This is a genomic window from Stutzerimonas sp. 21-1, from assembly GCF_056336065.1.
On sequence record NZ_CM150500.1, the window covers coordinates 312,317 to 335,073 of the forward strand.

Below are 22,757 nucleotides of genomic sequence, written 5' to 3' on the forward strand. Positions count from 1 at the left end.
CGATTCCTTTATTGAGGGCGGCCGTAATCACGGGCGCCGAACAGGGCGGTGCCGATGCGCACCCAGGTGGCGCCTTCGGCGATGGCGGCTTCGAGATCCTGGCTCATGCCCATCGATAGCGTGTCCATGCGGGGATCCAGTTCGTCGCGCAGACGGCGCAGGCGGGCGAAGGCGGCGCGCTGCGCGGCGGGATCGTCGCTCGGCGCGGGAATGCACATCAGCCCGCGCAGGTGCAGGCGCTGCAAAGCGGAGATCGCGGCGACCAGTTCCCGAGCCTCGCTTTCACTGCAGCCGGATTTGCTCTGCTCGTCGCTGACATTGACCTGCAGGCACACGTTCAGCGGCGGCAGATGCGCGGGACGCTGGTCGGACAGACGCTGGGCGATCTTCAGACGGTCTACCGAATGCACCCAGTCGAAATGCTCGGCGATCGCCTTGGTCTTGTTCGACTGGATGGGGCCGATGAAGTGCCAATTCAGCGGAAGGTCGGCGAGCAGCGCCTGCTTTTCCAGCGCTTCCTGCAGATAGTTCTCGCCAAAATCGCCCAGGCCAGCGGCGAATGCTTCGCGCACGGCGCCGGCCGGCTGGGTCTTGCTGACGGCCAGCAGACCGACCGTGGAAGGCTCGCGCCCCGCAGCTTGCGCCGCCTCACGGATGCGCGCTGCGACCTTTGCAATATTGTTCGCTATCGTGGACATTACCTGCGCCCGCCGCCTGAGGGTCTGCGCGGCATTCTACCCGCTTGCCTGTAATTGGGGAGTCCCATGGATATCACAGAACTGCTGGCCTTCAGCGCCAAGCAGGGCGCGTCCGACCTGCACCTTTCCTCCGGCCTGCCGCCGATGATCCGCGTCGACGGCGACGTGCGGCGGATCAACCTGCCGGCGATGGACCACAAGCAGGTGCACGCGCTTATCTACGACATCATGAACGACAAGCAGCGCAAGGATTACGAAGAATTCCTCGAGACCGACTTCTCCTTCGAGGTGCCCGGCGTCGCGCGCTTCCGGGTCAACGCGTTCAACCAGAACCGCGGCGCCGGTGCGGTGTTCCGGACCATTCCCTCCAAGGTGCTGACGATGGAAGACCTCGGCATGGGCGAGGTCTTCCGCAAGATCACCGACGTACCGCGCGGTCTGGTGCTGGTCACCGGTCCGACCGGCTCGGGCAAGTCGACCACCCTGGCGGCGATGCTTGATTACCTGAACAACACCAAGTACCACCACATCCTCACCATCGAGGACCCGATCGAATTCGTTCACGAATCGAAGAAGTGCCTGGTCAACCAGCGCGAAGTGCACCGCGACACGCTGGGCTTCGCCGAAGCGCTGCGTTCGGCGCTGCGTGAAGACCCGGACATCATCCTGGTCGGCGAGATGCGCGACCTGGAAACCATCCGCCTGGCGCTGACCGCCGCGGAAACCGGTCACCTGGTATTCGGCACGCTGCACACCACCTCGGCCGCCAAGACCATCGACCGCGTGGTCGACGTGTTCCCAGCCGAGGAAAAGTCGATGGTGCGCTCCATGCTGTCCGAGTCGCTGCAGGCGGTGGTTTCCCAGACCCTGCTGAAGAAGGTCGGCGGCGGACGGGTGGCGGCGCACGAGATCATGATCGGCACCCCGGCGATCCGTAACCTGATCCGCGAGGACAAGGTCGCGCAGATGTACTCGTCGATCCAGACCGGTGGCGCGCTGGGCATGCAGACCCTCGATGCGTGCCTCAAGGGCCTGCTCGCCAAGGGGCTGATCAGCCGCGACAGCGCCAAGGAAAAGGCCAAGCAGCCGGAAAACTTCTGACAATCACCCGTCGCGCCCGCCTGGATACAGCGGCGCCACGCTTGCGAGTACGACGATGGAATTCGAGAAACTGTTGCGCCTGATGGTGGAAAAAGGCGGCTCCGATCTGTTCATCACGGCCGGTGTACCGCCGTCGATGAAGATCAACGGCAAGATCATGCCGGTGAGCAAAACGCCGATGTCGCCGGAGATGACCCGCGAAACGGTGCACGGCGTGATGAACGAACAGCAGCGTCGCGAGTTCACCGAAAACCACGAGTGCAACTTCGCCATCAGCGCCCGCGGTATCGGGCGTTTCCGCGTCAGTGCCTTCTACCAGCGCAACCTGGCCGGCATGGTGCTGCGTCGCATCGAAACCAACATCCCGACCATCGAAGACCTAAAGCTGCCCGATGTGCTGAAGAAGCTGGCGATGACCAAGCGCGGTCTGGTGCTGTTCGTCGGCGCCACGGGTACCGGCAAGTCCACCTCGCTGGCGGCGATGATCGGCTACCGCAACAAGAACTCGAGCGGTCACATCATTTCCATCGAGGACCCGATCGAGTTCATCCACCAGCATCAGAGCTGCATCGTCACTCAGCGCGAGGTCGGCATCGACACCGAATCGTTCGATGTGGCGCTGAAGAACACCCTGCGCCAGGCGCCGGACGTGATCCTCATCGGCGAGGTGCGGACCCGCGAGACGATGGACTACGCCGTGGCCTTCGCCGAGACCGGCCACCTGTGCCTGGCCACCCTGCACGCCAACAACGCCAACCAGGCGCTGGACCGCATCATCAACTTCTTCCCCGCCGACCGGCAGCAGCAGGTGTGGATGGATCTGTCGCTGAACCTCAAGGCCATCGTCGCCCAGCAGCTGGTGCCGACGCCGGATGGCAAGGGTCGCCGTGCGGTCATCGAGGTGCTGATCAATACTCCGCTGGCCGCCGACCTGATCCGCAAGGGTGAGGTGCACGAGCTGAAGAATCTGATGAAGCGCTCCACCGAACTGGGCATGCAGACCTTCGACCAGGCGCTGTACAACCTCTACGTCCAGGGCGAGATCACCTACGAAGACGCGCTGGCTCATGCCGACTCGGCCAACGACCTGCGTCTGCTGATCAAGCTGGGTTCGGAAACCGACGGCGAGCATCTGACCAGTGTGTCGCAGGGCCTGAGCCTGGAAGTCAGCGACGACGATCCGGGGCGTAGCTTCCGCTAGCGCTGCCTCCGCCTTCTTCGCCGCGCAGCGAACGGAACGGCAGCTCTGTGGTTGTGCCGGATGCCGGCGCGGCGATACAGTCGAGACGCTGATCCATCGCAGCCAAGGGGGCAAACGTGCAGCAGGACACACACAGCAAGGTGATCGGATATCTTCTGTGGATATTCGGTTTTCTCGGGTCGCACCGTTTCTACTACGGTCGGCCAGTCACCGGAACCATCTGGTTCTTCACGCTCGGCCTGTTCTTCATCGGCTGGATCATCGACCTGTTCCTGATCCCGTCGATGGACCGCGAGGCCGATCTGCGCTTCCAATCCGGTTCCATTGACTACAACGTCGTCTGGATTCTGCTGACCTTCCTCGGCGTGTTCGGCGTACATCGCATGTATCAGGGCAAGTGGATCAGCGGGATCATCTACCTGTGCACCGGCGGGCTGTTCTTCCTCGGTGTGCTCTATGACTTCTGGACGCTGAACGATCAGATTTCCCTGCGCAACGCGCAGCAGCGCTGAGGCGCGAAAGCAGCGGTGGCTGCTGACGTCAGTCTGAGGTGAGCGCGCGGCCGGGCGGGTTTTCGCACCGGCCGCGCTGTGCTTTCAGCCCTGGAAGCTGATGTGGCCGTCGACGATGGTGTAGCGCACTGCGCTCGGTAGGCAGTGGCCCATGAACGGGCAATTGCGTCCCTTGGAAAGCCAGGTTTCGCCGACCAGCGTCGAACTGCGGGGATCGAACAGCACCAGATCCGCCGCCTGGTCGACCGCGAGGCGGCCCGCCGGCAGGCGCAGGGCGGCGGCCGGGCCGCTGGACAGGCGCGCCAGCAGTGTCGGTAGATCAAGCACGCCATCTTCCACCAGGGTCATGGCCAGTGGCAGGAGGATTTCCGCGCTGCTGATGCCCGGTTCGGTCTCGCCGAACGGTGCCAGCTTGGCATCGACTTCATGCGGCTGATGATGGCTGGCAATCGCCGAGATGACACCCGCCTTCAGTGCCTCGCGCAGACCGTCGCGATCGGCACGGCTGCGCAGCGGCGGCTGCACGTGATACAGGCTGGAGAAACCGTGCAGCGCCTCGTCGGTGAGAATCAACTGATACAACGCCACGTCGGCGGTCACCGGCAGGCCGCGTGCCTGGGCGTCGGCGATCATCTGCGCGCCGCGCGCACTGGTCAGCTGGCTGAAATGCGCACGGACGCCGGCCTGCTCCACCAGCAGCAGGTTGCGCGCGAGGGCCACGGTCTCGGCGCTCTCGGGAATACCCGACAGACCGAGGAAGCTGGCCGCCGGGCCTTCGTGAGCAAGGCCGCCCTCGGCCAGGTCGCGGTCCTGCGAGTGCAGGACGATGGTCAGGTCGAAGGTCGCGGCGTATTCCAGCGCGCGTCGCAGGTTGCGGTTGCTGGCAAAGTCGGCCAGGCCGTTGCCGAAAGCGACGCAGCCGGCTTCGCGCAGCGCGACCAGCTCGGACAGTTGCTCGCCGGCGAGATTGCGGGTCAGCGCGCCGATCGGATAGACCTTGGTGTGGCCGGATTCGCGGGCGCGATCGAGGATCAGTTCGGTCACCGCCGCGGTATCCAGCACCGGCTTGGTCAGCGGTGGGCAGCACAGCGTGGTGGTGCCGCCCGCCGCCGCGGCGAGGGTTTCGCTGGCAATGCTGCCCTTGCGGCTGTAGCCGGGCTCGCGCAGGGCCACGGACAGGTCGACCAGCCCTGGAGCCGCGATCAGGCCGTTGGCGTCGATACTCTGCTGCGCGACGAAGCCAGCGGGCTGGGCGCCGATCGCGATGATCCTGCCGGCATCGATATAGATGTCGGCGACTTCGTCCCGTCCGCTGACTGGGTCGATCACGCGTGCGCCGAGGATGTGGGTAAGCATCAGTTCTGCTCCTCGGAGACGGATTCGGACTCGAGCTGGCGCTGTGTCGCCTGCCCGCTCATGGCCATTGACAGCACCGCCATGCGGATGGCGATGCCGTAGGTGACCTGGTTGAGAATCACCGATTGCGGACCGTCGGCGACCGCCGATTCGATCTCCACCCCGCGGTTGATCGGCCCTGGATGCATGACGATGGCGTCCGGCTTGGCGAGGCGCAGGCGCTGCGCGGTCAGGCCATAGAGCTTGTAGAACTCGCCCTCGCTGGGCAGCAGACCACCCTGCATGCGTTCGCGCTGCAGGCGCAGCATGATCACCACGTCGACATCGCGGATGCCTTCGTTCATGTCATGGAACACGCGCACGCCATACTGCTCGAGCCCGCTGGGCAGCAGGGTCTTCGGGCCAATCACGCGGATGTCCGGGCAGCCCAGGGTCTTCAGCGCGAGCATGTTCGAGCGCGCCACCCGCGAGTGCAGGATGTCGCCGACGATCGCCACCGAGAGGTTCTCGAAGCTGCCCTTGTGGCGGCGGATGGTCAGCATGTCGAGCATGCCCTGGGTCGGGTGCGCATGGCGGCCGTCGCCGCCGTTGATCACCGCCACGTTGGGGCAGACGTGTTCGGCAATGAAATGCGCCGCGCCGGAATCGGCATGGCGCACCACGAACATGTCGGCGGCCATCGCCTCGAGGTTGCGCAGGGTGTCGGTCAGCGTCTCGCCCTTGCTGGTCGAGGAGGTCGACACGTTGAGGGTGATCACGTCTGCCGACAGCCGCTGGGCGGCCAGCTCGAAGGTGGTGCGCGTGCGCGTGGAGTTTTCGAAGAACACGTTGCACACCGTCCGGCCGCGCAGCAGTGGGACCTTCTTCACTGCCCGCGCGCCTACCTCGAGGAAGGAGTCGGCGGTGTCGAGGATTTCGGTGAGCAGCTCGCGGGACAGACCGTCCAGCGAGAGGAAGTGGCGCAGCTGGCCGTTGTCGTTCAGCTGCAGCGGGCGCTTAACGTCGGGTTGCGTCATCGCAAGGTCTCAGTTGGCGGAATCGAGGGTCTGCAGCTCGAGGGCGAGCGGTGCGGGGCCGAGCAATTTTATGCGCTGCTGGGGTGTCAGCGACAACGTGGCGCCGACCACATCCGGGCGGATCGGCAGCTCGCGGGCGTTCAGGTCGAGCAGACAGACCAGCGTCACGCTGGCCGGGCGGCCATAGTCGAACAGTTCGTTGAGCGCCGCGCGTATGGTGCGGCCGGTCATCAGCACGTCATCGATCAGCACCAGGTGCTGTCCTTCGATCTCGAACGGCAGCTCCGACGGCCGCACCTGCGGGTGCAAGCCGCTCTGAGTGAAGTCGTCGCGATAGAAGGACACGTCGAGGATGCCCAGCGGCTCGTCCCAGTTGCCTTCATCGAGCAGCGCCTGGGCGACCCAAACACCGCCAGTGCGGATACCGATGAAGCGCGGCGCAGCGATGGCGCGGCTGTGCAAGTGCTGGCGCAGGGCATCCGCCATCTCGGGTAGCAGCTGCTCGGGATTGGGCAGGGTCATGGATTCTCCTCGCTCGTGCGGGTCAGGCCGTGGCGTGTTCGCTCAGCCAGCCCTCCAGTAAAAGTGCCGCGGCCAGCGCATCGACCGGGCGTTCGCGATAGCCGCCGTGCTGGCCCTGGCGCAGACGTTCGCCCTTGGCCTCGAAGGTGGTCAGGCGTTCGTCGTGGGTGTGTACCGGCAGGTTGAAACGCCCCGCGAGGCGCCGGGCGAATTTTTCCGCGCGGGCGCTCATCTCGCTCGGGCTGCCGTCCATGTTCAACGGCAGGCCCACCACCAGCGCGTCGGGTTGCCATTCGCGCAGCAGCGCCTCGATCCGGTTCCAGTCAGGTGTGCCGTTCTGTGCCTTCAGCACGCAAAGTTCGCGTGCCTGTCCGGTGATGACCTGTCCGACCGCCACGCCGATCTGCTTGGTGCCGAAATCGAAGCCGAGCAGCAGGCGCGGTGCGCTCATGCGTGGCCCACCTGGCTACTCAACAGTCGCAGGTCAATGCCAAGACTGGCCGCGGCGGCCTGCAATCGCTGCTCGGCAGGCAATTCGAACAGGATGCGGGGATCCGCCGGACAGCTCAACCAAGCGTTGTCTGCCAGCTCGGCCTCCAGCTGTCCGGCGTCCCAACCAGCGTAGCCGAGGGCAATGAAATGTTGCTGTGGCCCGTGGCCATCGGCAATGGCGAACAGCACATCCTGCGAGGTGGACATGCCCAGCTCGCCGAGCGCGAGGGTCGCCTGGAACTGCTCCTCCGATGGATGCAGGACGAAGCCACGGTCGCTCTGGACCGGACCGCCGCTGTAAACGGTGAGCTCATGGCAGGCTGGCGCGATAGGTTCTTCGGGACGCAGCTGCTCGAGCACATCGGCCAGAGTGAGGCCGCTGGGACGGTTGATTACCAACCCCATCGCGCCCTGCGGGCCATGCTCGATCAGGTAGATCAGCGCCTGGGCGAAATTCGGATCGGCCATGTGTGGCATGGCAATCAGGAAATGATGCTTGAGGTAGCTGGGCGCGGTGCTTTTCATGGCGACTAGCTTAAGGCCTGCCGGGGCGGCAGGCTACTGGCATGCTCGCGTTGAGGCGGTCTGTCGCTCCGGCTCAGCGACTGGACAATCGGTCGCCACGCTCGAAGCGCCAGGTGCGGATGATCTCGACCTGATCGAACTTCTGCCCCAGCTCGCCGGTGAACGGCGCGAAGGGGGCCGCTAGGCGAACGATGCGGAGTGCTGCTTCGTCCAGTACAGGCTGGCCGGATGATTCGAGCACGCGCAACTCCTGCACCGTGCCGTCGCGATTGATTGTTACCAGCATCCGCAGACTGCCGTAGATGCGCTGGCGGCGAGCCTCGTCCGGATAGTTGAGGTTGCCGATGCGCTCGACCTTCTTGCGCCATTCATCGCGATACCAGGCGCTGATGTCACGCATGGTTGCCGCGCTGTTTTGACGGTTGACGCGCGGGCGCTTGGCGTAGCGCTCGACGTCCTGCGCCAGTTCGGCTTCCAGGCTGGCGATCTCAGCGCTTAGCTGGGAGCTGTCGAATGCGGGCGCCGTTTGCGGTTTGGGCTGCGGTTGGCGCTGTTGCTTGGTCGGAGTCTTGTCGGGTTGCGGGCTGCGTGTGGCGATCGCTGCCTTCGGTGCTTCCTGGCGAGTTGCCTGCGGGCGGCTGGGTGGTGGGGAAACCTTGTGTACCTCGGTGTCCTGAAACGGTGCCTGCACGTTGGTCTTGGGCGATGCCTTGTGCTCGAGCGTACCGCTTCCCTGCTGGTTGTCCTGGGCCAGGAAGTCCGCTTCCTTGGGCTTTTCCTTGCTCTTGAAGGTGGACAGGGTGATTTCCAGGGTCTTGCTGATCTGCTGTGGCTCGGCAATCGAAAAGCCCAGGCCGAGGATCAAGGCGACGTGCAATACGGCGGCGAGAAACAGGGTGAAACCTAGTCGATCGGCCGGGCGGACACGAGGCGTTACTGGGGAGGGCTGGCGGATTGCTGCGTTCATCGCGTTTCGGTCGGCTCGAAGTGCCGCGCAGTCTGCCGGCTTTGAGCTTCAAGCCGCAAGCTTCAAGCTCAAAGCTGTTAGCTGGTTCAAGCTTGCAGCTTGGCGGCGATGGCCCCCATCAGGCGCTCGGCGATACGCGTGTCGAAGGCGCTGTCGATCTCGCGGATGCAGGTCGGGCTGGTGATGTTGATTTCCGTGAGGTAGTCGCCGATGACATCCAGTCCGACGAACAGCAGGCCGCGCTTGCGCAGCTCCGGGCCGACGATGGCGGCGATCTCGCGGTCGCGCTTCGATAGCGGTTGGGCGACGCCGCGGCCGCCGGCGGCGAGGTTGCCGCGCGTCTCGCCAGCGGCCGGGATACGTGCCAGACAATACGGCACCGGCTCCCCGTCGATCATCAGAATGCGCTTGTCGCCATCCTTGATGGCTGGAATATAGCGCTGCGCCATGATCTGGCGACTGCCGTGCTCGGTTAGCACCTCCAGAATCACCGAGAGGTTCGGATCGCCTTCGCGGTGGCGGAATATCGAGGCGCCGCCCATTTCATCCAGGGGTTTGAGAATAATGTCACGCTGCTCGCGGGCGAACTCACGGAGAATGTCCGGCCGGCGGCTGACCAGCGTTGGCGGAGTGCATTGCGGAAACTGCGTCGCGAAGAATTTCTCGTTGCAGTCGCGCAGGCTCTGGGGGCGATTAACTACCAGGGTGCCGGCCTGTTCGGCCAGTTCCAGCAGGTAGGTGGCGTAGACGTATTCGCTGTTGAATGGCGGATCCTTGCGCATGAGGATCACATCCAGCTCGGCCAGTGCGGTGTCGCGCTCCTCTCCGGCTTCGAACCAGCGTGCCGGGTCATTGAAGACCTTCAGCGGGCGTGTTCGCGCGCGGGCCTGGCTGCCCTGCTGGTAGAGGTCGCGCTGCTCCATATAGTGCAACTCCCAGCCGCGGGCCTGGGCGGCCAGCAGCATGGCCAGCGAGCTGTCCTTCTTGAAGGAGATCTGCGAAATAGGGTCCATGATGATCCCGACGCGAACGGTCATATCCGGTTCTCCGCAGTGTGGTGGTCGAGGTGGCCGAGGCATGAAATGCCGACGCAGATTGGCGGCGGTTGTGCGCTGGGTCAAGGAAAATCCGAGTGATTTTCCCGTCGATAGCCTGTGCAGAATGAGTGTGCTACAAAGGTCGCGCGATGGGCGGGGCCTATCGGTTTCAGGGCCTTGCGGCACTCTGGCTTAACGAAAAATTACGACTCATCGAGGCGATGGTAGGGCGAAATGGAACAGCACTCCGAGGGCTTGAAGGTCATGGTGATCGATGATTCGAAAACGATTCGTCGCACCGCTGAAACCCTGCTGAAGAAAGTAGGTTGTGACGTCATCACGGCGGTGGATGGTTTCGATGCGCTCGCCAAGATCGCCGACACTCATCCGCGTATCATCTTTGTCGATATCATGATGCCTCGACTCGACGGTTATCAGACCTGCGCCTTGATCAAGAACAATAGCTCGTTCAAATCGACGCCGGTGATCATGCTGTCCTCCAAGGATGGCTTGTTCGACAAGGCGAAAGGGCGCATCGTCGGCTCCGATCAATACCTCACCAAACCTTTCAGTAAGGAAGAGCTGCTCGGTGCCATCAAGGCTCACGTTCCTGATTTCGTACCCGTCGAGCAGGCATCCTGATTCCGTGTTGTGTGCTGTTGAAGCCTTCTAATGGAGAAAACATGGCTCGCGTTCTGATTGTTGATGACTCGCCGACCGAAATGTACAAGCTGGCTGCCATGCTGGAGAAGCACGGACACGTCGTGCTCAAGGCCGAGAATGGCGCTGACGGCGTGGCGCTGGCTCGGCAGGAAAAGCCGGACGCGGTATTGATGGATATCGTTATGCCGGGACTGAACGGATTCCAGGCGACGCGACAGCTGACCAAAGATTCGGAAACCAGTCACATTCCGGTGATCATCGTCACCACCAAGGATCAGGAAACCGATAAGGTCTGGGGCAAGCGCCAGGGGGCCAAGGATTACCTGACCAAACCAGTGGACGAGGCGACGCTGCTGCAGACCTTGAACGCCGTTCTGGCTGGCTGACACCGGATCATCCCGATTGCAGGTGGTTTCAACGACCTGACAGGGCAAAGGGAGTGGTCGGAAATGTCGGATAAGCAGACGCCATTTCAGCGATTGCTGGAGATTGATGGTCGCTGCCGCCAGCTGGCGGCAGGGCTGCCCTCTCAGCAAGAGGTGGTGCAGACCTGGGGTGGGATCGGTTTTCGTATGGGCGGGCGGTTGTTCGTCGCGCCGATGGGGGAGGTCGGCGAGATCCTGCATGAACCGCGCTATACCTTGCTGCCTGGCGTCAAGAGCTGGGTTAAAGGGGTTGCCAACGTGCGCGGCCGATTGTTGCCGGTAATGGATCTGTGCGGCTACCTGGGCTACGAGCTATCGCCGTTACGCAAACAGCGTCGGCTGCTGGTTGTTGATCATCAGGACGTTTTCGCAGGGCTGACGGTCGACGAGGTCTTCGGCATGCAGCACTTTCCTGTGGAGACGTTCTCGGAGCAGGTGCCGCCGGTAGAGGCGGCAATTCAGCCTTTTATTCACGGCGTATTCCAGCGGGAACAGCCTTGGCTGGTATTCAGCCCGCACGCGCTAGCGGCGCATCCGACTTTCATGGATGTCGCTTTCTGATGTTGGTGGGCCGGCAAGGTGCCGGCCTTTTGGTTTTTGATGGAAGCGCACGGGGGTCCAGGCGGGGGCCGGATAATGAAAAAAATGAAAGCGATTGCTTTGTTGAATGGCCTGCGTAGCAATACGCTCATCACTGGGCTGTTCGTTGTTCTGATCGTTTCGATCGTGCTGTTGTTCGCGAATTTCGCGTACGTCAATCGACAGGCCGACCATGATAACGAGTACATCGCGCACGCCGGTGAATTGCGCGTACTGTCACAGCACATCGCAAAAAACGCGGTGGAAGCTGCGGCCGGTACGAAGGAAGCCTTCGCCTCGTTGAAGGCGGCCCGCAACGACTTCGACCGACGCTGGGGCTATTTGTCCAAGGGAGACGAAAGCATCGGTCTGCCCGCCGTACCGCAGAGCCTGCAGGCCGAGATCGATGCCGTGCTGCAGGACTGGAACACTCTGCGCCGTAACACCGACGCGATCCTAGCCAGCGAGCAGACGGTGCTGTCGCTGCATCAGGTGGCGACCACTCTGGCTGAAACCATTCCACAGTTGCAGGTCGAGTACGAAGAGGTCGTCGACATCCTGTTGGAAAGCGGGGCGCCCGCCGCCCAGGTTTCGGTCGCGCAGCGCCAGTCTCTGCTGGCGGAACGTATCCTTGGCTCGGTGAACAAGGTGCTTTCCGGCGATCAGGATTCGGTGCAGGCGGCAGACATGTTCGGCCGTGATGCCAGCCTCTTCGGCCGCGTTCTAAATGCGATGATCGAAGGCAACGTGGCAATGGGGATCAGTCGCGCGACGGATGCCGAGGCGCTTGATCGCCTGGTCGAGATCGCCGAACTGTTCCAGTTTGTCTCGGGTTCGGTGGACGAGATTCTGGAAACCTCGCCCGAACTGTTCCAGGTACGCGAGTCGGCCAACAGCATTTTCGAGGTGTCGCAGACGCTGCTCGATAAGACGTCCGCGCTTGGCGAGGGCCTGCAGAACCGTGCCGATGCCCGCTATCTCAATACTATCGCCGGCTACGTGCTGGGCGCCTTGGCCCTGGCGTCGATCATTCTGATCGGTCTGGTGATGGTGCAGGAGGCACGTCGGCGCCTGAGTGAAACGGCTGAGAAAAACGAGCGCAACCAGGCGGCGATTCTGCGTCTGCTCGATGAAATCGGCGACCTCGCCGATGGTGACCTCACGGTGGCGGCGACTGTAACCGAGGACTTCACCGGCGCCATCGCCGACTCCATCAACTACTCCATCGACCAGCTGCGCGAGCTGGTGGAAACCATCAACCAGACCGCGGTACAGGTTTCTGGCGCGGCGCAGGAAACCCAGGCGACCGCCATGCACCTGGCCGAGGCGTCCGAGCATCAGGCACAGGAAATCGCCGGGGCTTCGGCGGCAATCAACGAGATGGCCGTTTCCATTGACCAGGTATCCGCCAACGCCGCTGAATCGTCCGCGGTAGCAGAGCGTTCGGTAGCGATTGCCAACAAGGGCAACGAAGTGGTGCACAACACCATCACCGGCATGGATAACATCCGCGAGCAGATCCAGGACACCTCCAAGCGGATCAAGCGCCTGGGTGAATCCTCGCAGGAGATCGGTGACATCGTCAGCCTGATCAACGACATCGCCGACCAGACCAACATCCTCGCGTTGAACGCCGCGATCCAGGCATCGATGGCTGGCGACGCGGGTCGTGGCTTCGCGGTGGTTGCGGACGAGGTACAGCGCCTGGCGGAACGCTCGTCTGCTGCGACTAAGCAGATTGAGGCGCTGGTCAAGACGATTCAGACCGATACCAACGAGGCCGTTATCTCGATGGAGCAGACCACGTCTGAAGTGGTCCGCGGTGCACGTCTGGCGCAGGATGCCGGTGTGGCGCTGGAGGAGATCGAGAAGGTATCCAAGACCCTTGCGGCGCTTATCCAGAATATTTCCAACGCAGCGCGCCAGCAGGCCTCCTCTGCCGGTCACATCTCCAACACCATGAACGTGATTCAGGAGATCACCTCGCAGACCTCGTCCGGTACCAGTGCCACTGCCAGAAGCATTGGTAACCTTGCCAAGATGGCCAACGAGATGCGCCAGTCGGTTTCCGGTTTCACCCTGCCGGACGCTCAGGATCGGGCCTGATTCGACCGCAGCGGCGGCCGTTGACGGTCGCCGCGCATGATCATGAGCAAGGGGCAGGGCAGCATGCAGTCACGACTGGACTGGGCTTTGGAGCCGATTGCCGAGATGTCGGCAGCGGAATTCCATGTCTGGCAGGCCCTGCTCGAAGAGCGTTCGGGCATGGTGGTTTCCGAGGGGCGTCGCGTCTTTCTGCAGGCCAATCTCAGTGCTCGCATGCGCGAAATTGGCGCCGCCGACTATTCGAGTTACTACCGCCAGGTCACGGCTGGCCCGCGTGGTGCGGTGGAATGGTCGCTGCTCATGGATCGGCTGACGGTGCAGGAAACTCGGTTCTTTCGGCATCCCGAGTCGTTCGCGCTGCTTGAGCGTTATCTGGCGCAGCGCCTGTACCGCGAGGGCATCGAGCGACCCTGGAGTCTCTGGAGCGTCGGTTGTGCCAGCGGTGAGGAGACTTACTCGTTGGCTATCAGCGCCGCCGAAGTTCTGCGCGATTGCGCCGCTGTCGATCGTTTCGGCGTGACCGGTACCGATATCAGCCTCAGCGCTCTGGAGAAAGGGCGCAACGCGATTTACGACGAGCGTCGCCTGGAGCAGGTGGCGGCGGTCTTGCGCGAGCGTTATTTCGTCAGCATGTCGCACAGCCGCGCACAGGTCGCGCCTGAGCTGGCGGCGCGGGTTTGCTTTGCCAAGCTAAACGTTCTGGAGCTGGCCAGTGCGCCGCTTGCAGGATTGGACGTCATTTTCTGTCAGAACCTGCTGATCTATTTTCGTCGCTGGCGCCGCCGCGAGATCCTCAACCGCCTGGCCGAGCGACTCGCGCCGGGTGGATTGCTGGTGGTCGGTGTCGGCGAGGTGGTGGGTTGGCAGCATCCGGACCTGGTGCCGGTGGCCGATGATCAGGTTCTGGCCTTTACCCGGAAGAGTTTATGAGCGGAGTCGCTATGGGTGATCGGCACGATTATGTCGCCCTGGAATGGGTGAAAGGCGAGATCGCCGAGACCCTCAAGCAGGCACGTCAAGCCTTGGAAGCCTATGTCGAGGCTCCGCAGGATTCGACGCGGATGCGCTTCTGCATGACCTATGTGCATCAGGTGCATGGCACCTTGCAGATGGTCGAGTTCTTCGGCGCGGCCTTGCTGGCCGAGGAAATGGAACAGCTCGCGCGCGCGCTGCTGGAGGAGCGGGTCGCCAATCGAGCCGAGGCGCTCGAGGTCCTGATGCAGGCCATTCTGCAGATGCCGGTCTACCTCGATCGCATCCAGAGCGCCCGTCGCGATCTGCCGATGGTGGTGTTGCCGCTGCTCAACGACCTGCGGGCTGCGCGGGGTGAAAAGCTGCTGTCGGAAACCAGCCTGTTCGCACCCGATCTGTCTGAGCGTACGCCGGTACTGCCGAGCGAATCCGTTGAGCGCCTGCGGACTGAAGAGCTGCCGGTGCTGCTGCGCAAGATGCGGCAGATGCTGCAGGTCGCGCTGGTTGGCGTGATTCGCAATCAGGACCTGCCGACCAATCTCGGCTACATGGCTCGGGTATTCACGCGACTCGAGTCGCTGTGCAAGGACGCGCCGCTCGGCGCGCTCTGGCAGATCACCTCGGGAATGATCGAAGGGCTCGCCAGCGGTGCGGTCAGCAACGGAGCGTCCGTGCGTACGCTGTTGCGCCAGGTGGACAAGGAATTCAAGCGGCTGGTCGAGCAGGGCGCCGACGGGCTGAACCAGCCGGCCCCCGATGATCTGATCAAGAATCTGCTGTTCTACGTGGCCAAGGCTCCGGCCGATACGCCGCGCCTGCGCGCGCTGCGAGAGCTCTATCGGCTCGACGATGCGCTGCCCGACATGACGATTGTCGATCAGGAGCGCGCACAGCTCTCCGGCCCCGATCGCGGCGCCATGCGCTCGGTGGTTGCGGCATTGTGCGAGGAGCTGGTGCGGGTGAAGGACAGTCTCGATCTGTTCGTGCGTAGCGATCGCCGCGCGCTGGACGATCTGGCCAGTCTGCATGCCCCGTTGAAGCAAATTGCCGACACCCTCGCGGTGCTGGGCTTCGCCCAGCCGCGCAAGATCATCGTCGACCAGACTGGGCTGATCCAGGCGCTGACCTCGGGTCTGCGTCAGCCTGACGATGCCACGCTGATGGATATCGCCGGCGCGTTGCTTTACGTCGAGGCGACCCTGGCCGGCATGGTGGGAACAACCACCGAGGAGCAGGACGAGGCACGTCATCTGCCCACGACCGATGTTGCGCAGATCCACCAACTGGTGATCAAAGAGGCGCGCACGGCGCTTGAACAGGCCAAGGATGCGATCATCGAATTCATCGCATCGCAGTGGAATCATGATCATCTGGCCCGCGTTCCGGAGTTGTTGACCCAGGCGCGCGGTGGGCTGGCGATGATCCCGCTGCAACGCGCCGCCGCGCTGCTCGATGCCTGCAATCGCTATATCCAAGAGCAGCTGCTGGCGCTGCGCGCGGTGCCGGATTGGCAGAGTCTGGATACGCTGGCCGATGCGATCACCAGCGTTGAATATTACCTGGAGCGGCTCAGCGAGGATTGCGGTAGCCAGGGCGACCTGATTCTCGATGTCGCAGAGGAAAGTCTGCAGCATCTGGGCTATCCGCTGGCTTCTACTAACCCATCTGTATCTGAAAAAGAGCAATCGCAACCGGAACCGGCCCTGTCCGGCGATCCGCTGGACGAAATCGAGTTCCTGCTGCCCGAAGTTGATCCTGAGCCGGCGGAGGTGGCGTCGCACCAGTCAGAATATTCTGAGAAGAAAGGGTCTGGCGACGTAACGCTCGGGGAGGACGAACCGCCAGCGGCGGCCTTGCCAGCGAACGACGGCGTCGTCGCGGTGGAATACCTGCCCCTTGATGCTGAGCTTGATGACTCGGCGTCGGAATTGCCGACGCTGGAGTTCGAGATTCTGGATGAGGGTGCCCCGGCCACCAGTTGGAGCGAGGTCGAGATCGCCGATCTCGGGCTGCCTGAGATCACCCTGCCGCCCTTGAACGAGAACCTCGATACGCCGGAACCGGCGCCGGATCTGGAGCAGATCATGGCCGCCCCGGTGCTGGCGATCAATCCGCCGGCCCAGGATGTACCGCCGAGCCTGCTCCCGCCGCCGGACGGGGAGGAGCCGGTCGACGACGAATTGGCCGAGGTCTTCATCGAAGAGGCGGCAGAGGTTCTGGAGACGATCCGCGAGCAGCTGCCCGCGTGGCTGGCCGAGCCCGACGACAAGACTGCGCTCGGTGAAGTGCGACGCGCCTTCCATACGCTCAAAGGCAGCGGGCGCATGGTGCGCGCGCTGATCGTCGGCGAGCTGGCCTGGTCCATCGAGAACCTGCTCAATCGCGTGCTGGATCGCAGCATCGAGACGACCGAAGCGGTCAAGCAGGTGGTTGTTGGTGTTGTTGACTTGTTGCCGGCACTGGTCGAAGAGTTCGCCGCTCATGCGCAGCGCCAGCGCAGCGATGTCGATCAGCTGGCCGCCCGCGCGCATGCCCTGGCCAAGGGCGAGCCGCTCCCTAACCTAGTACCCATCGCTGCGGTAGAGCAGCCGGAACCGAGCGTAGACGTGGCTGGCGAACATGAGCCGGCCGCGGACGGGTTGGATCCACAGTTGCTCGAGATCTTTCGCAACGAGGCCGAGGCTCACCTGACCACGCTGGTCGACTATCTAGCCGACTGCGCCCAGCGCCTTCCACAACCGGTGACCGACGCACTGCAGCGTGCACTGCACACGCTCAAGGGCAGCGCGCACATGGCGGGTATCCTGCCGATGGCGGAGATCGCCACACCGCTGGAAAAGTTGGTCAAGGAGTTCAAGAACAACCTGATCCAGATTGAACTCGCCGACGCCCAGCTGTTGCACGATGCCGAGCAGCTGCTGCGCCAGGGCCTGGACAATCTGCAGGAGCGGCCGCTTGCACCGATCGACGGTGCGCCGGAATTTCTTGCGCGCGTGCAGGCGCTGCATCAGGCCCGCCTCACCGAGGCTGGCGTGCGGCGCGAGAGTGCCAAGGGCGAGGCGCGTGATCCGAGTCTGATCGCGGCGTTCCTGTCCGAGGGGATGAATATCCTGCTCGATGCCGCGGATCTGCTGCAGCGCTGGCGCGAGCATCCCACCGAGCGCCAGGAGCTATCGGCACTGCTGCAGGAGTTGAGCAGTCTGGGCCACAGTGCGCGGATGGCCGACCTGCCGCAGGTCGATGCGCTCTGCCAGGCGCTGCTCAAGCTGTACGGCGTGGTGCAGGAAGACCGCCTGGTGGTCGATGCGCATTTCTTCGATACCGTCGAGGAGGGACACGAGGCGCTGGTCGGCATGATGGATCAGGTCGCTGCCGCGCTGCAGGTGACCGCACAGCCGGAGCTGGTCGAGCGGCTCGCAGCGCTGGCGACGCAGGCCATCGATACGCTAGTCGCACCCGAGGAGGCGTTACTCCCTGCCGTCCAGCCGATGGTTGACGGACACCCCGCGCTCGCGAACGAATGTGACGAGGCCGTCGCCGCCGAAGACAGTTTCGACCAGGAGATGGTGGACATCTTCCTCGACGAGGCGGTTGACCTGTTGGAGAGTGCCGGCGAGGCGCTGGAGCGCTGGCTGAGCGAGCCAGCCAACCAGTTGGCGTTGTCGGCGCTACTGCGTGACCTGCACACGCTCAAGGGCGGCGCCCGTATGGCCGGAGTGCGTCCGGTCGGTGATCTGGCGCACGAACTGGAATCGCTCTACGAAGGATTGTCCGACGGCCGCTATGCCTATGCGCCGGACTTGGCCGCATTGCTTCAACGCAGTCACGATCAGCTGGCGCTGCAGCTAGAGCAGCTGCAATCAGGCACGCCTATGAGCGCCGCCGAGGAGCTGGTGCGGACGATCCGTGCCTATCGGCAGGGTGACCTGTCCGGCGTCGCCGCTGACGATTCAGTTGGCGTGTCGGTCATGCCGCAGGAACATGCCAGCGAGTCTGTGGCCGATGCGGATGCTGCGAGCGAGGAGCTGCGCGCGGGCGATCACCACGACGATCTGCAGCTCGATATCGACGCCGGCGATACCGCGATGTCGAATACCCTCGAAGCCGAAGCCGAAGCCGAAGCCGAAGCCGAAGCCGAAGCCGAAGCCGAAGCCGAAGCCGAAGCCGACCTGGGAGACCTACAAGCTCCAGATGCGGTCGAGGTGTCGGACGAAGCCCTGCCGGTGATCACTGAGGACCTTCACGACGAACCCGATCCGGAGCTGGTCGAGATCTTCCTCGACGAAGGCTTCGACATCATGGAAAGCGTTACCGCCGGCTTGCAGCGTTGGATGGACGACGTCGACAACAGCTTCGAGCTGGAGGCGCTGCAGCGCGACCTGCACACCCTGAAGGGTGGCGCACGGATGGCCGACAGTCGCGCGATCGGCGATCTGGCGCATGAGCTGGAATACCTCTACGAGGGGCTGTGCGCTGGCAAGTATCGGGCTACCGCGCAATTGTTCGCGCTGTTGCAGGCTTGTCATGACCGTCTGGCCGAGATGCTCGACGCGCTGCGCTCCAGACGCCCGCAGCCGGATGGCACGGCGCTGATCGAGGCGATCCGCGTCTTTCGCAACAACCCGCAGCAGCAGTTGAATGCGCCCAGCAGCATTACCCTGAAGGCCGCTGAAGAAACAACGGTGCCTGAATCCGACGCTTCGGAGATTCTCGACATCTTCGTCGAGGAGGCCGATGACCTGCTCGAGGAAATGGAGGCAGCGCTTGGCCGCTGGGACGCGCAGCGCGACGACGCTGCTCCGTTGGCGGACATGCTGCGCGTGCTGCATACGCTCAAGGGCGGTGCACGGCTGGCTGGGCAGGCGCGCCTGGGCAACATGGCGCATGACCTAGAGCAGCACTTGAGCGAGGCCCGGCAGCTGGGCGCGCCGTGGCCGGACAGTCTGTTCCTCGAGGTGCAGCAAGGCTACGACGGCCTGCTCAAGGAGGTCGAACAGCTCAGAGCGCTGCTCGCTGCAGAGATACCGTCGGACCCGGTGGCCCAGGAGATCATGGAAGAAGCGGTGGATGTCGTGACCCCGTTGCCTCTGGCGCAACCCATCGTCGCGGCCAGCGTGCGTCCCGTGGCCAATGTTGCGCCAGCGAAGGTCCTGCCGTTCGTCCAGCGCGCGCGGCAAGCGGCGCAGGATGCCGCGGCGCGGCGCGCTCCCCAGGAGCTGGTCAAGGTCCCGGCGGAACTGCTCGAGGGGCTGGTCAACCTGGCGGGCGAGACCTCGATTTTCCGCGGCCGGGTCGAGCAGCAGGTCAGCGATGTCAGCTTCACCCTGAGCGAGATGGAAGCGACCATCGAGCGTGTGCGTGACCAGTTGCGTCGTCTGGACACCGAAACCCAGGCGCAGATTCTCAGTCGCTACCAAGCCGAGGCGGAGCGTGCCGGCTACGATGATTTCGACCCGCTGGAGATGGACCGCCACTCGCAGCTGCAGCAATTGTCGCGCGCGCTGTTCGAGTCGGCGTCCGACCTGCTGGACCTGAAGGAAACTCTGGCTGCACGCAACCGCGACGCCGAGACCCTGCTGCTGCAGCAGGCGCGGGTCAACACCGAGCTGCAGGAAGGCCTCATGCGCACCCGCATGGTGCCGTTCGAGCGCCTGGTACCGCGCTTGCGGCGTATCGTCCGGCAGGTTGCCGGTGAGCTGGGCAAGCAGGTGGAGTTCCTCGTCGGCAACGCCACCGGTGAGATGGACCGCAGCGTTCTCGAGCGGATCGTGGCGCCGCTCGAACACATGCTGCGCAACGCCGTCGACCACGGCATCGAGTCGCAGCAGGCGCGCCGCGCGGCGGGCAAACCTGAGCAGGGCACCATTCGCCTCGACCTGGCCCGCGAAGGCGGCGACATCGTTCTGACGCTGAGCGATGACGGCGCCGGCATCAACTTGGCGGCCGTGCGCCGCAAGGCCATCGAACGCGGCTTGCTGGCGCCGCAGAACGATCTCACCGACCACGAGATCCTGCAGTTCATCCTCGAAGCCGGCTTTTCCACGGCCGAGCAGGTGACGCAGATTTCCGGTCGCGGCGTCGGCATGGACGTGGTGCACTCCGAAGTGAAGCAGCTCGGCGGCTCGATGAGCATCGAGTCGACGCAGGGGCAGGGCACGCGCTTTCTGATCCGCCTGCCGTTCACCGTGTCGGTCAATCGGGCACTGATGGTTTATTCCGGCGAGGATCTCTATGCGATCCCGCTGAACACCATTGAAGGTATCGTGCGTGTTTCGCCCTACGAGCTGGAGGCCTACTACCAGCCGGATGCGCCGCGTTTCGAGTATGCCGGGCAGACCTATGAGCTGCGCTATCTCGGCGAGTTGCTGAACAACGGGCAGCGGCCCAAGCTGGTCGGCCAGAGTCTGCCGCTGCCGGTGATCTTGGTACGTTCGAAGGAGCACAGCGTCGCGGTGCAGGTGGACAGCCTGGCCGGCTCGCGCGAGATCGTGGTGAAAAGCCTGGGACCGCAGTTCGCGGGCGTGCACGGCATTTCTGGCGCGACCATCCTCGGTGATGGTCGGGTGGTCGTGATTCTCGACCTGCTGGCGACCATTCGCGTACTTCATGCGCACCTGCTGACCCAGCAGCGGCCACAGCAGCTGCCGCAGTTGCCGGAGATAGCGGAAGTCGAGGCCGAGCGCCCGCTGCTGGTCATGGTGGTCGACGACTCGGTCACCGTGCGCAAGGTCACCAGTCGCCTGCTGGAGCGCAACGGCATGAACGTGCTGACCGCCAAGGACGGTGTCGATGCCATCACCCAGCTGCAGGAGCGGCGGCCCGACATCATGCTGCTGGATATCGAGATGCCGCGCATGGACGGCTTCGAGGTGGCGGCGCTGGTGCGCCACGACGAACGTCTCAAGGACTTGCCGATCATCATGATCACCTCGCGTACTGGCGAGAAGCACCGCGATCGCGCCCTGGCGATCGGCGTCAACGAGTACCTGGGCAAGCCGTACCAGGAGTCGGTGTTGCTGGAGCATATCCAGCGACTGGTACATGCCGATGTCTGACGCCGTCGCCCGCATCGCCGTCCTGGCCGATACCTCGCTGCAGCGCCATGTGCTGCAGCAGGCGCTGGGTGCCAGTGGCTATCGCGTGGTCCTCAATAACGATCCGGCGCGGATGGAACTGGCCGATCTGGACGTCACCGAGGCCGATCTCTGGCTGGTGGACCTGGCGCAAACCGAGGATTCGCCGCTGGTCGATGCGCTGCTCGAACGCGACAGCACGCTGGTGCTGTTCGGTGAGGGGCATGCGCCGGAGCGCAGCTCGGAGAACTACCCGCGCTGGGAACGCCGGCTGTTCGGCAAGCTCAAGCGGTTGGTCGGCGATCCGGCGGTAGCGGTCGGTCCGCGTCTGGGCGCGCTCGACAGCGATTCAGCGCGCAGTGGACAGCTGACCTTGCCCGGCGCGCTGGCCGACCATCCGGCGACTGCCGGCGAGGTGGCGCCGCGGGTGTGGCTGCTGGCGGCCTCGCTGGGCGGGCCAGAGGCGGTCAAGGCGTTCCTCGATGCGCTGCCGGAGGGGCTGCCGGTCGGGTTCGTCTACGCCCAGCACATCGAGGCAAGCTTCGAGGCGGCGTTATCCCAGGCGGTCGGCAGGCACAGCAGCTGGGCGGTCCGGCAGAGCAGGGTCGGTGATCACATTCGCTGCGGGGAAGTGGTCATCGCGCCGATCGCGCAGGAGCTGGGCTTTGATCCCGATGGGCTGATGCGCAGCAGCGGCCGCTGCTGGCCGGAGCCGTACAGCCCGTCGATCGATCAGATGATGCTCAATCTTGCCCAGCACTACGGCGACCGCTGCGGTGCCATCGTCTTCAGCGGCATGGGTAGCGACGGCAGTGCCGCGGCGGCCTATCTGCTGCGCCAGGGTGGCCGGATCTGGACCCAGCGCGCCGACTCCTGTGCCTGCTCGAGCATGCCGGACAACCTGCGCGAGGGTGGCTACAGCTCGTTCACGGGCGATCCGCGCGAACTCGCGCAAGCCTTGGTCAACCATCTTGCGGAGCAGGCACGCCTGGCCGCTACGTCCATCGAAAGGGATCTGTCATGAGTCAAGCGGTCGTCTCCCAGGAAAGCCCCGTCAGCCTCACCGGCCTGCTGGTGCCGCTTGCGGATCGCACCCTGCTGGTGCCGAACGTCGCAGTGGCCGAGCTGATTCCCTATCGCACGCCGCAGGCGGTGCCGGGTGCGCCGGCGTGGTTCCTCGGCCAGGTGCAGTGGCGCGACCTCAACCTGCCGCTGCTGTCGTTCGAGGCGGCGTCTGATGGTACGGCGCAGGTCGGCGCTGGTGCGCGGATCGTGGTGCTCAATGCGCTCGGCGGTCGGGAGCATGTGCGTTTCATCGCGCTGCTGGTGCAGGGTATCCCGCGTTCGATCAAGGTCGATGCAGACCTGGCGCGCGCCGAGCTGGCGCTGGCGCCGCTTGAGCTGGATGCGGTGGAGCTGGGGGATGTGCAGGCGCGCATTCCCGATCTGGTCGGGCTCGAGCAGTGTCTGGCGGATGCCGGGTTGATCTGAAGCGCGGTGCAGCCGGTGCCG

19 protein-coding genes are annotated in these 22,757 nt (G+C 64.0%); 11 read left to right on the forward strand and 8 right to left on the reverse strand.

The window, feature by feature from the left end:
* Window positions 1–8: 8 nt before the first annotated feature.
* Window positions 9–698: a YggS family pyridoxal phosphate-dependent enzyme gene (locus AC0ZJQ_RS01435; protein WP_165594862.1), complete on the reverse strand. Its 690-nt coding sequence runs from the start codon at window positions 696–698 to the stop codon at window positions 9–11.
* A gap of 66 nt (window positions 699–764) precedes the next feature.
* Here AC0ZJQ_RS01435 and AC0ZJQ_RS01440 point away from each other — a divergent pair, with 66 nt between their 5' ends.
* The 3 genes from AC0ZJQ_RS01440 to AC0ZJQ_RS01450 all read left to right on the forward strand — a co-directional run bounded on the left by AC0ZJQ_RS01440 (window position 765) and on the right by AC0ZJQ_RS01450 (window position 3,512).
* A complete protein-coding gene (locus AC0ZJQ_RS01440) occupies window positions 765–1,799 on the forward strand; it encodes a type IV pilus twitching motility protein PilT (RefSeq protein WP_008568507.1) in 1,035 nt (344 codons plus the stop codon).
* Window positions 1,800–1,854: 55 nt separating this feature from the next.
* Complete coding sequence (locus AC0ZJQ_RS01445; protein ID WP_008568506.1) at window positions 1,855–3,000, forward strand: PilT/PilU family type 4a pilus ATPase; 1,146 nt, start codon at window positions 1,855–1,857, stop codon at window positions 2,998–3,000.
* Window positions 3,001–3,116: 116 nt separating this feature from the next.
* On the forward strand, window positions 3,117–3,512 hold the full coding sequence (locus tag AC0ZJQ_RS01450; protein ID WP_165594861.1) for an NINE protein: 396 nt from the start codon (window positions 3,117–3,119) through the stop codon (window positions 3,510–3,512).
* A gap of 84 nt (window positions 3,513–3,596) precedes the next feature.
* On the opposite strand, the gene AC0ZJQ_RS01455 is transcribed toward AC0ZJQ_RS01450, so the two are convergent.
* From AC0ZJQ_RS01455 to gshB, 7 genes are all read right to left on the reverse strand, one after another.
* On the reverse strand, window positions 3,597–4,868 hold the full coding sequence (locus AC0ZJQ_RS01455; protein WP_165594860.1) for a dihydroorotase: 1,272 nt from the start codon (window positions 4,866–4,868) through the stop codon (window positions 3,597–3,599).
* Window positions 4,868–5,884: an aspartate carbamoyltransferase catalytic subunit gene (locus tag AC0ZJQ_RS01460; protein ID WP_165594859.1), complete on the reverse strand. Its 1,017-nt coding sequence runs from the start codon at window positions 5,882–5,884 to the stop codon at window positions 4,868–4,870. Before AC0ZJQ_RS01460 ends, AC0ZJQ_RS01455 begins: the two co-directional genes overlap by 1 nt.
* Window positions 5,885–5,893: 9 nt before the next feature.
* Window positions 5,894–6,406, reverse strand: a complete 513-nt coding sequence (gene pyrR, locus AC0ZJQ_RS01465; RefSeq protein WP_008568500.1) for a bifunctional pyr operon transcriptional regulator/uracil phosphoribosyltransferase PyrR — start codon at window positions 6,404–6,406, stop codon at window positions 5,894–5,896.
* A gap of 22 nt (window positions 6,407–6,428) precedes the next feature.
* A complete protein-coding gene (gene ruvX / locus AC0ZJQ_RS01470) occupies window positions 6,429–6,857 on the reverse strand; it encodes a Holliday junction resolvase RuvX (RefSeq protein WP_476477247.1) in 429 nt (142 codons plus the stop codon).
* Complete coding sequence (locus tag AC0ZJQ_RS01475) at window positions 6,854–7,423, reverse strand: YqgE/AlgH family protein (protein ID WP_476477248.1); 570 nt, start codon at window positions 7,421–7,423, stop codon at window positions 6,854–6,856. The genes ruvX and AC0ZJQ_RS01475 overlap by 4 nt, the downstream gene beginning before the upstream one ends.
* Before the next feature lie 73 nt (window positions 7,424–7,496).
* Window positions 7,497–8,390, reverse strand: a complete 894-nt coding sequence (locus AC0ZJQ_RS01480; RefSeq protein WP_476477249.1) for an energy transducer TonB — start codon at window positions 8,388–8,390, stop codon at window positions 7,497–7,499.
* 86 nt (window positions 8,391–8,476) lie between these two features.
* Window positions 8,477–9,427 carry a glutathione synthase gene (gshB, locus tag AC0ZJQ_RS01485; protein ID WP_476477250.1) on the reverse strand — a complete coding sequence of 317 codons (951 nt, stop codon included), beginning with the start codon at window positions 9,425–9,427 and terminating at the stop codon, window positions 8,477–8,479.
* Window positions 9,428–9,661: 234 nt separating this feature from the next.
* Here gshB and pilG point away from each other — a divergent pair, with 234 nt between their 5' ends.
* The 8 genes from pilG to AC0ZJQ_RS01525 all read left to right on the forward strand — a co-directional run bounded on the left by pilG (window position 9,662) and on the right by AC0ZJQ_RS01525 (window position 22,736).
* A complete protein-coding gene (gene pilG / locus AC0ZJQ_RS01490) occupies window positions 9,662–10,069 on the forward strand; it encodes a twitching motility response regulator PilG (RefSeq protein WP_003286242.1) in 408 nt (135 codons plus the stop codon).
* 41 nt (window positions 10,070–10,110) lie between these two features.
* On the forward strand, window positions 10,111–10,476 hold the full coding sequence (pilH, locus tag AC0ZJQ_RS01495; RefSeq protein WP_008568495.1) for a twitching motility response regulator PilH: 366 nt from the start codon (window positions 10,111–10,113) through the stop codon (window positions 10,474–10,476).
* A 63-nt stretch (window positions 10,477–10,539) separates the two neighbouring features.
* Entirely contained in the window at window positions 10,540–11,076 is a 537-nt protein-coding gene (locus AC0ZJQ_RS01500; protein ID WP_155551185.1) for a chemotaxis protein CheW, read from the forward strand.
* A 75-nt stretch (window positions 11,077–11,151) separates the two neighbouring features.
* Window positions 11,152–13,200 carry a methyl-accepting chemotaxis protein gene (locus AC0ZJQ_RS01505; RefSeq protein ID WP_314020105.1) on the forward strand — a complete coding sequence of 683 codons (2,049 nt, stop codon included), beginning with the start codon at window positions 11,152–11,154 and terminating at the stop codon, window positions 13,198–13,200.
* Window positions 13,201–13,263: 63 nt separating this feature from the next.
* On the forward strand, window positions 13,264–14,130 hold the full coding sequence (locus AC0ZJQ_RS01510; protein ID WP_008568492.1) for a CheR family methyltransferase: 867 nt from the start codon (window positions 13,264–13,266) through the stop codon (window positions 14,128–14,130).
* A gap of 11 nt (window positions 14,131–14,141) precedes the next feature.
* Entirely contained in the window at window positions 14,142–21,227 is a 7,086-nt protein-coding gene (locus tag AC0ZJQ_RS01515) for a hybrid sensor histidine kinase/response regulator (protein ID WP_476477794.1), read from the forward strand.
* Window positions 21,220–22,269: a chemotaxis protein CheB gene (locus AC0ZJQ_RS01520; protein WP_237263794.1), complete on the forward strand. Its 1,050-nt coding sequence runs from the start codon at window positions 21,220–21,222 to the stop codon at window positions 22,267–22,269. The genes AC0ZJQ_RS01515 and AC0ZJQ_RS01520 overlap by 8 nt, the downstream gene beginning before the upstream one ends.
* Window positions 22,266–22,736, forward strand: coding sequence for a chemotaxis protein CheW (locus AC0ZJQ_RS01525; protein ID WP_008568487.1), 471 nt, complete (start codon window positions 22,266–22,268; stop codon window positions 22,734–22,736). Before AC0ZJQ_RS01520 ends, AC0ZJQ_RS01525 begins: the two co-directional genes overlap by 4 nt.
* Window positions 22,737–22,757: the final 21 nt, after the last annotated feature.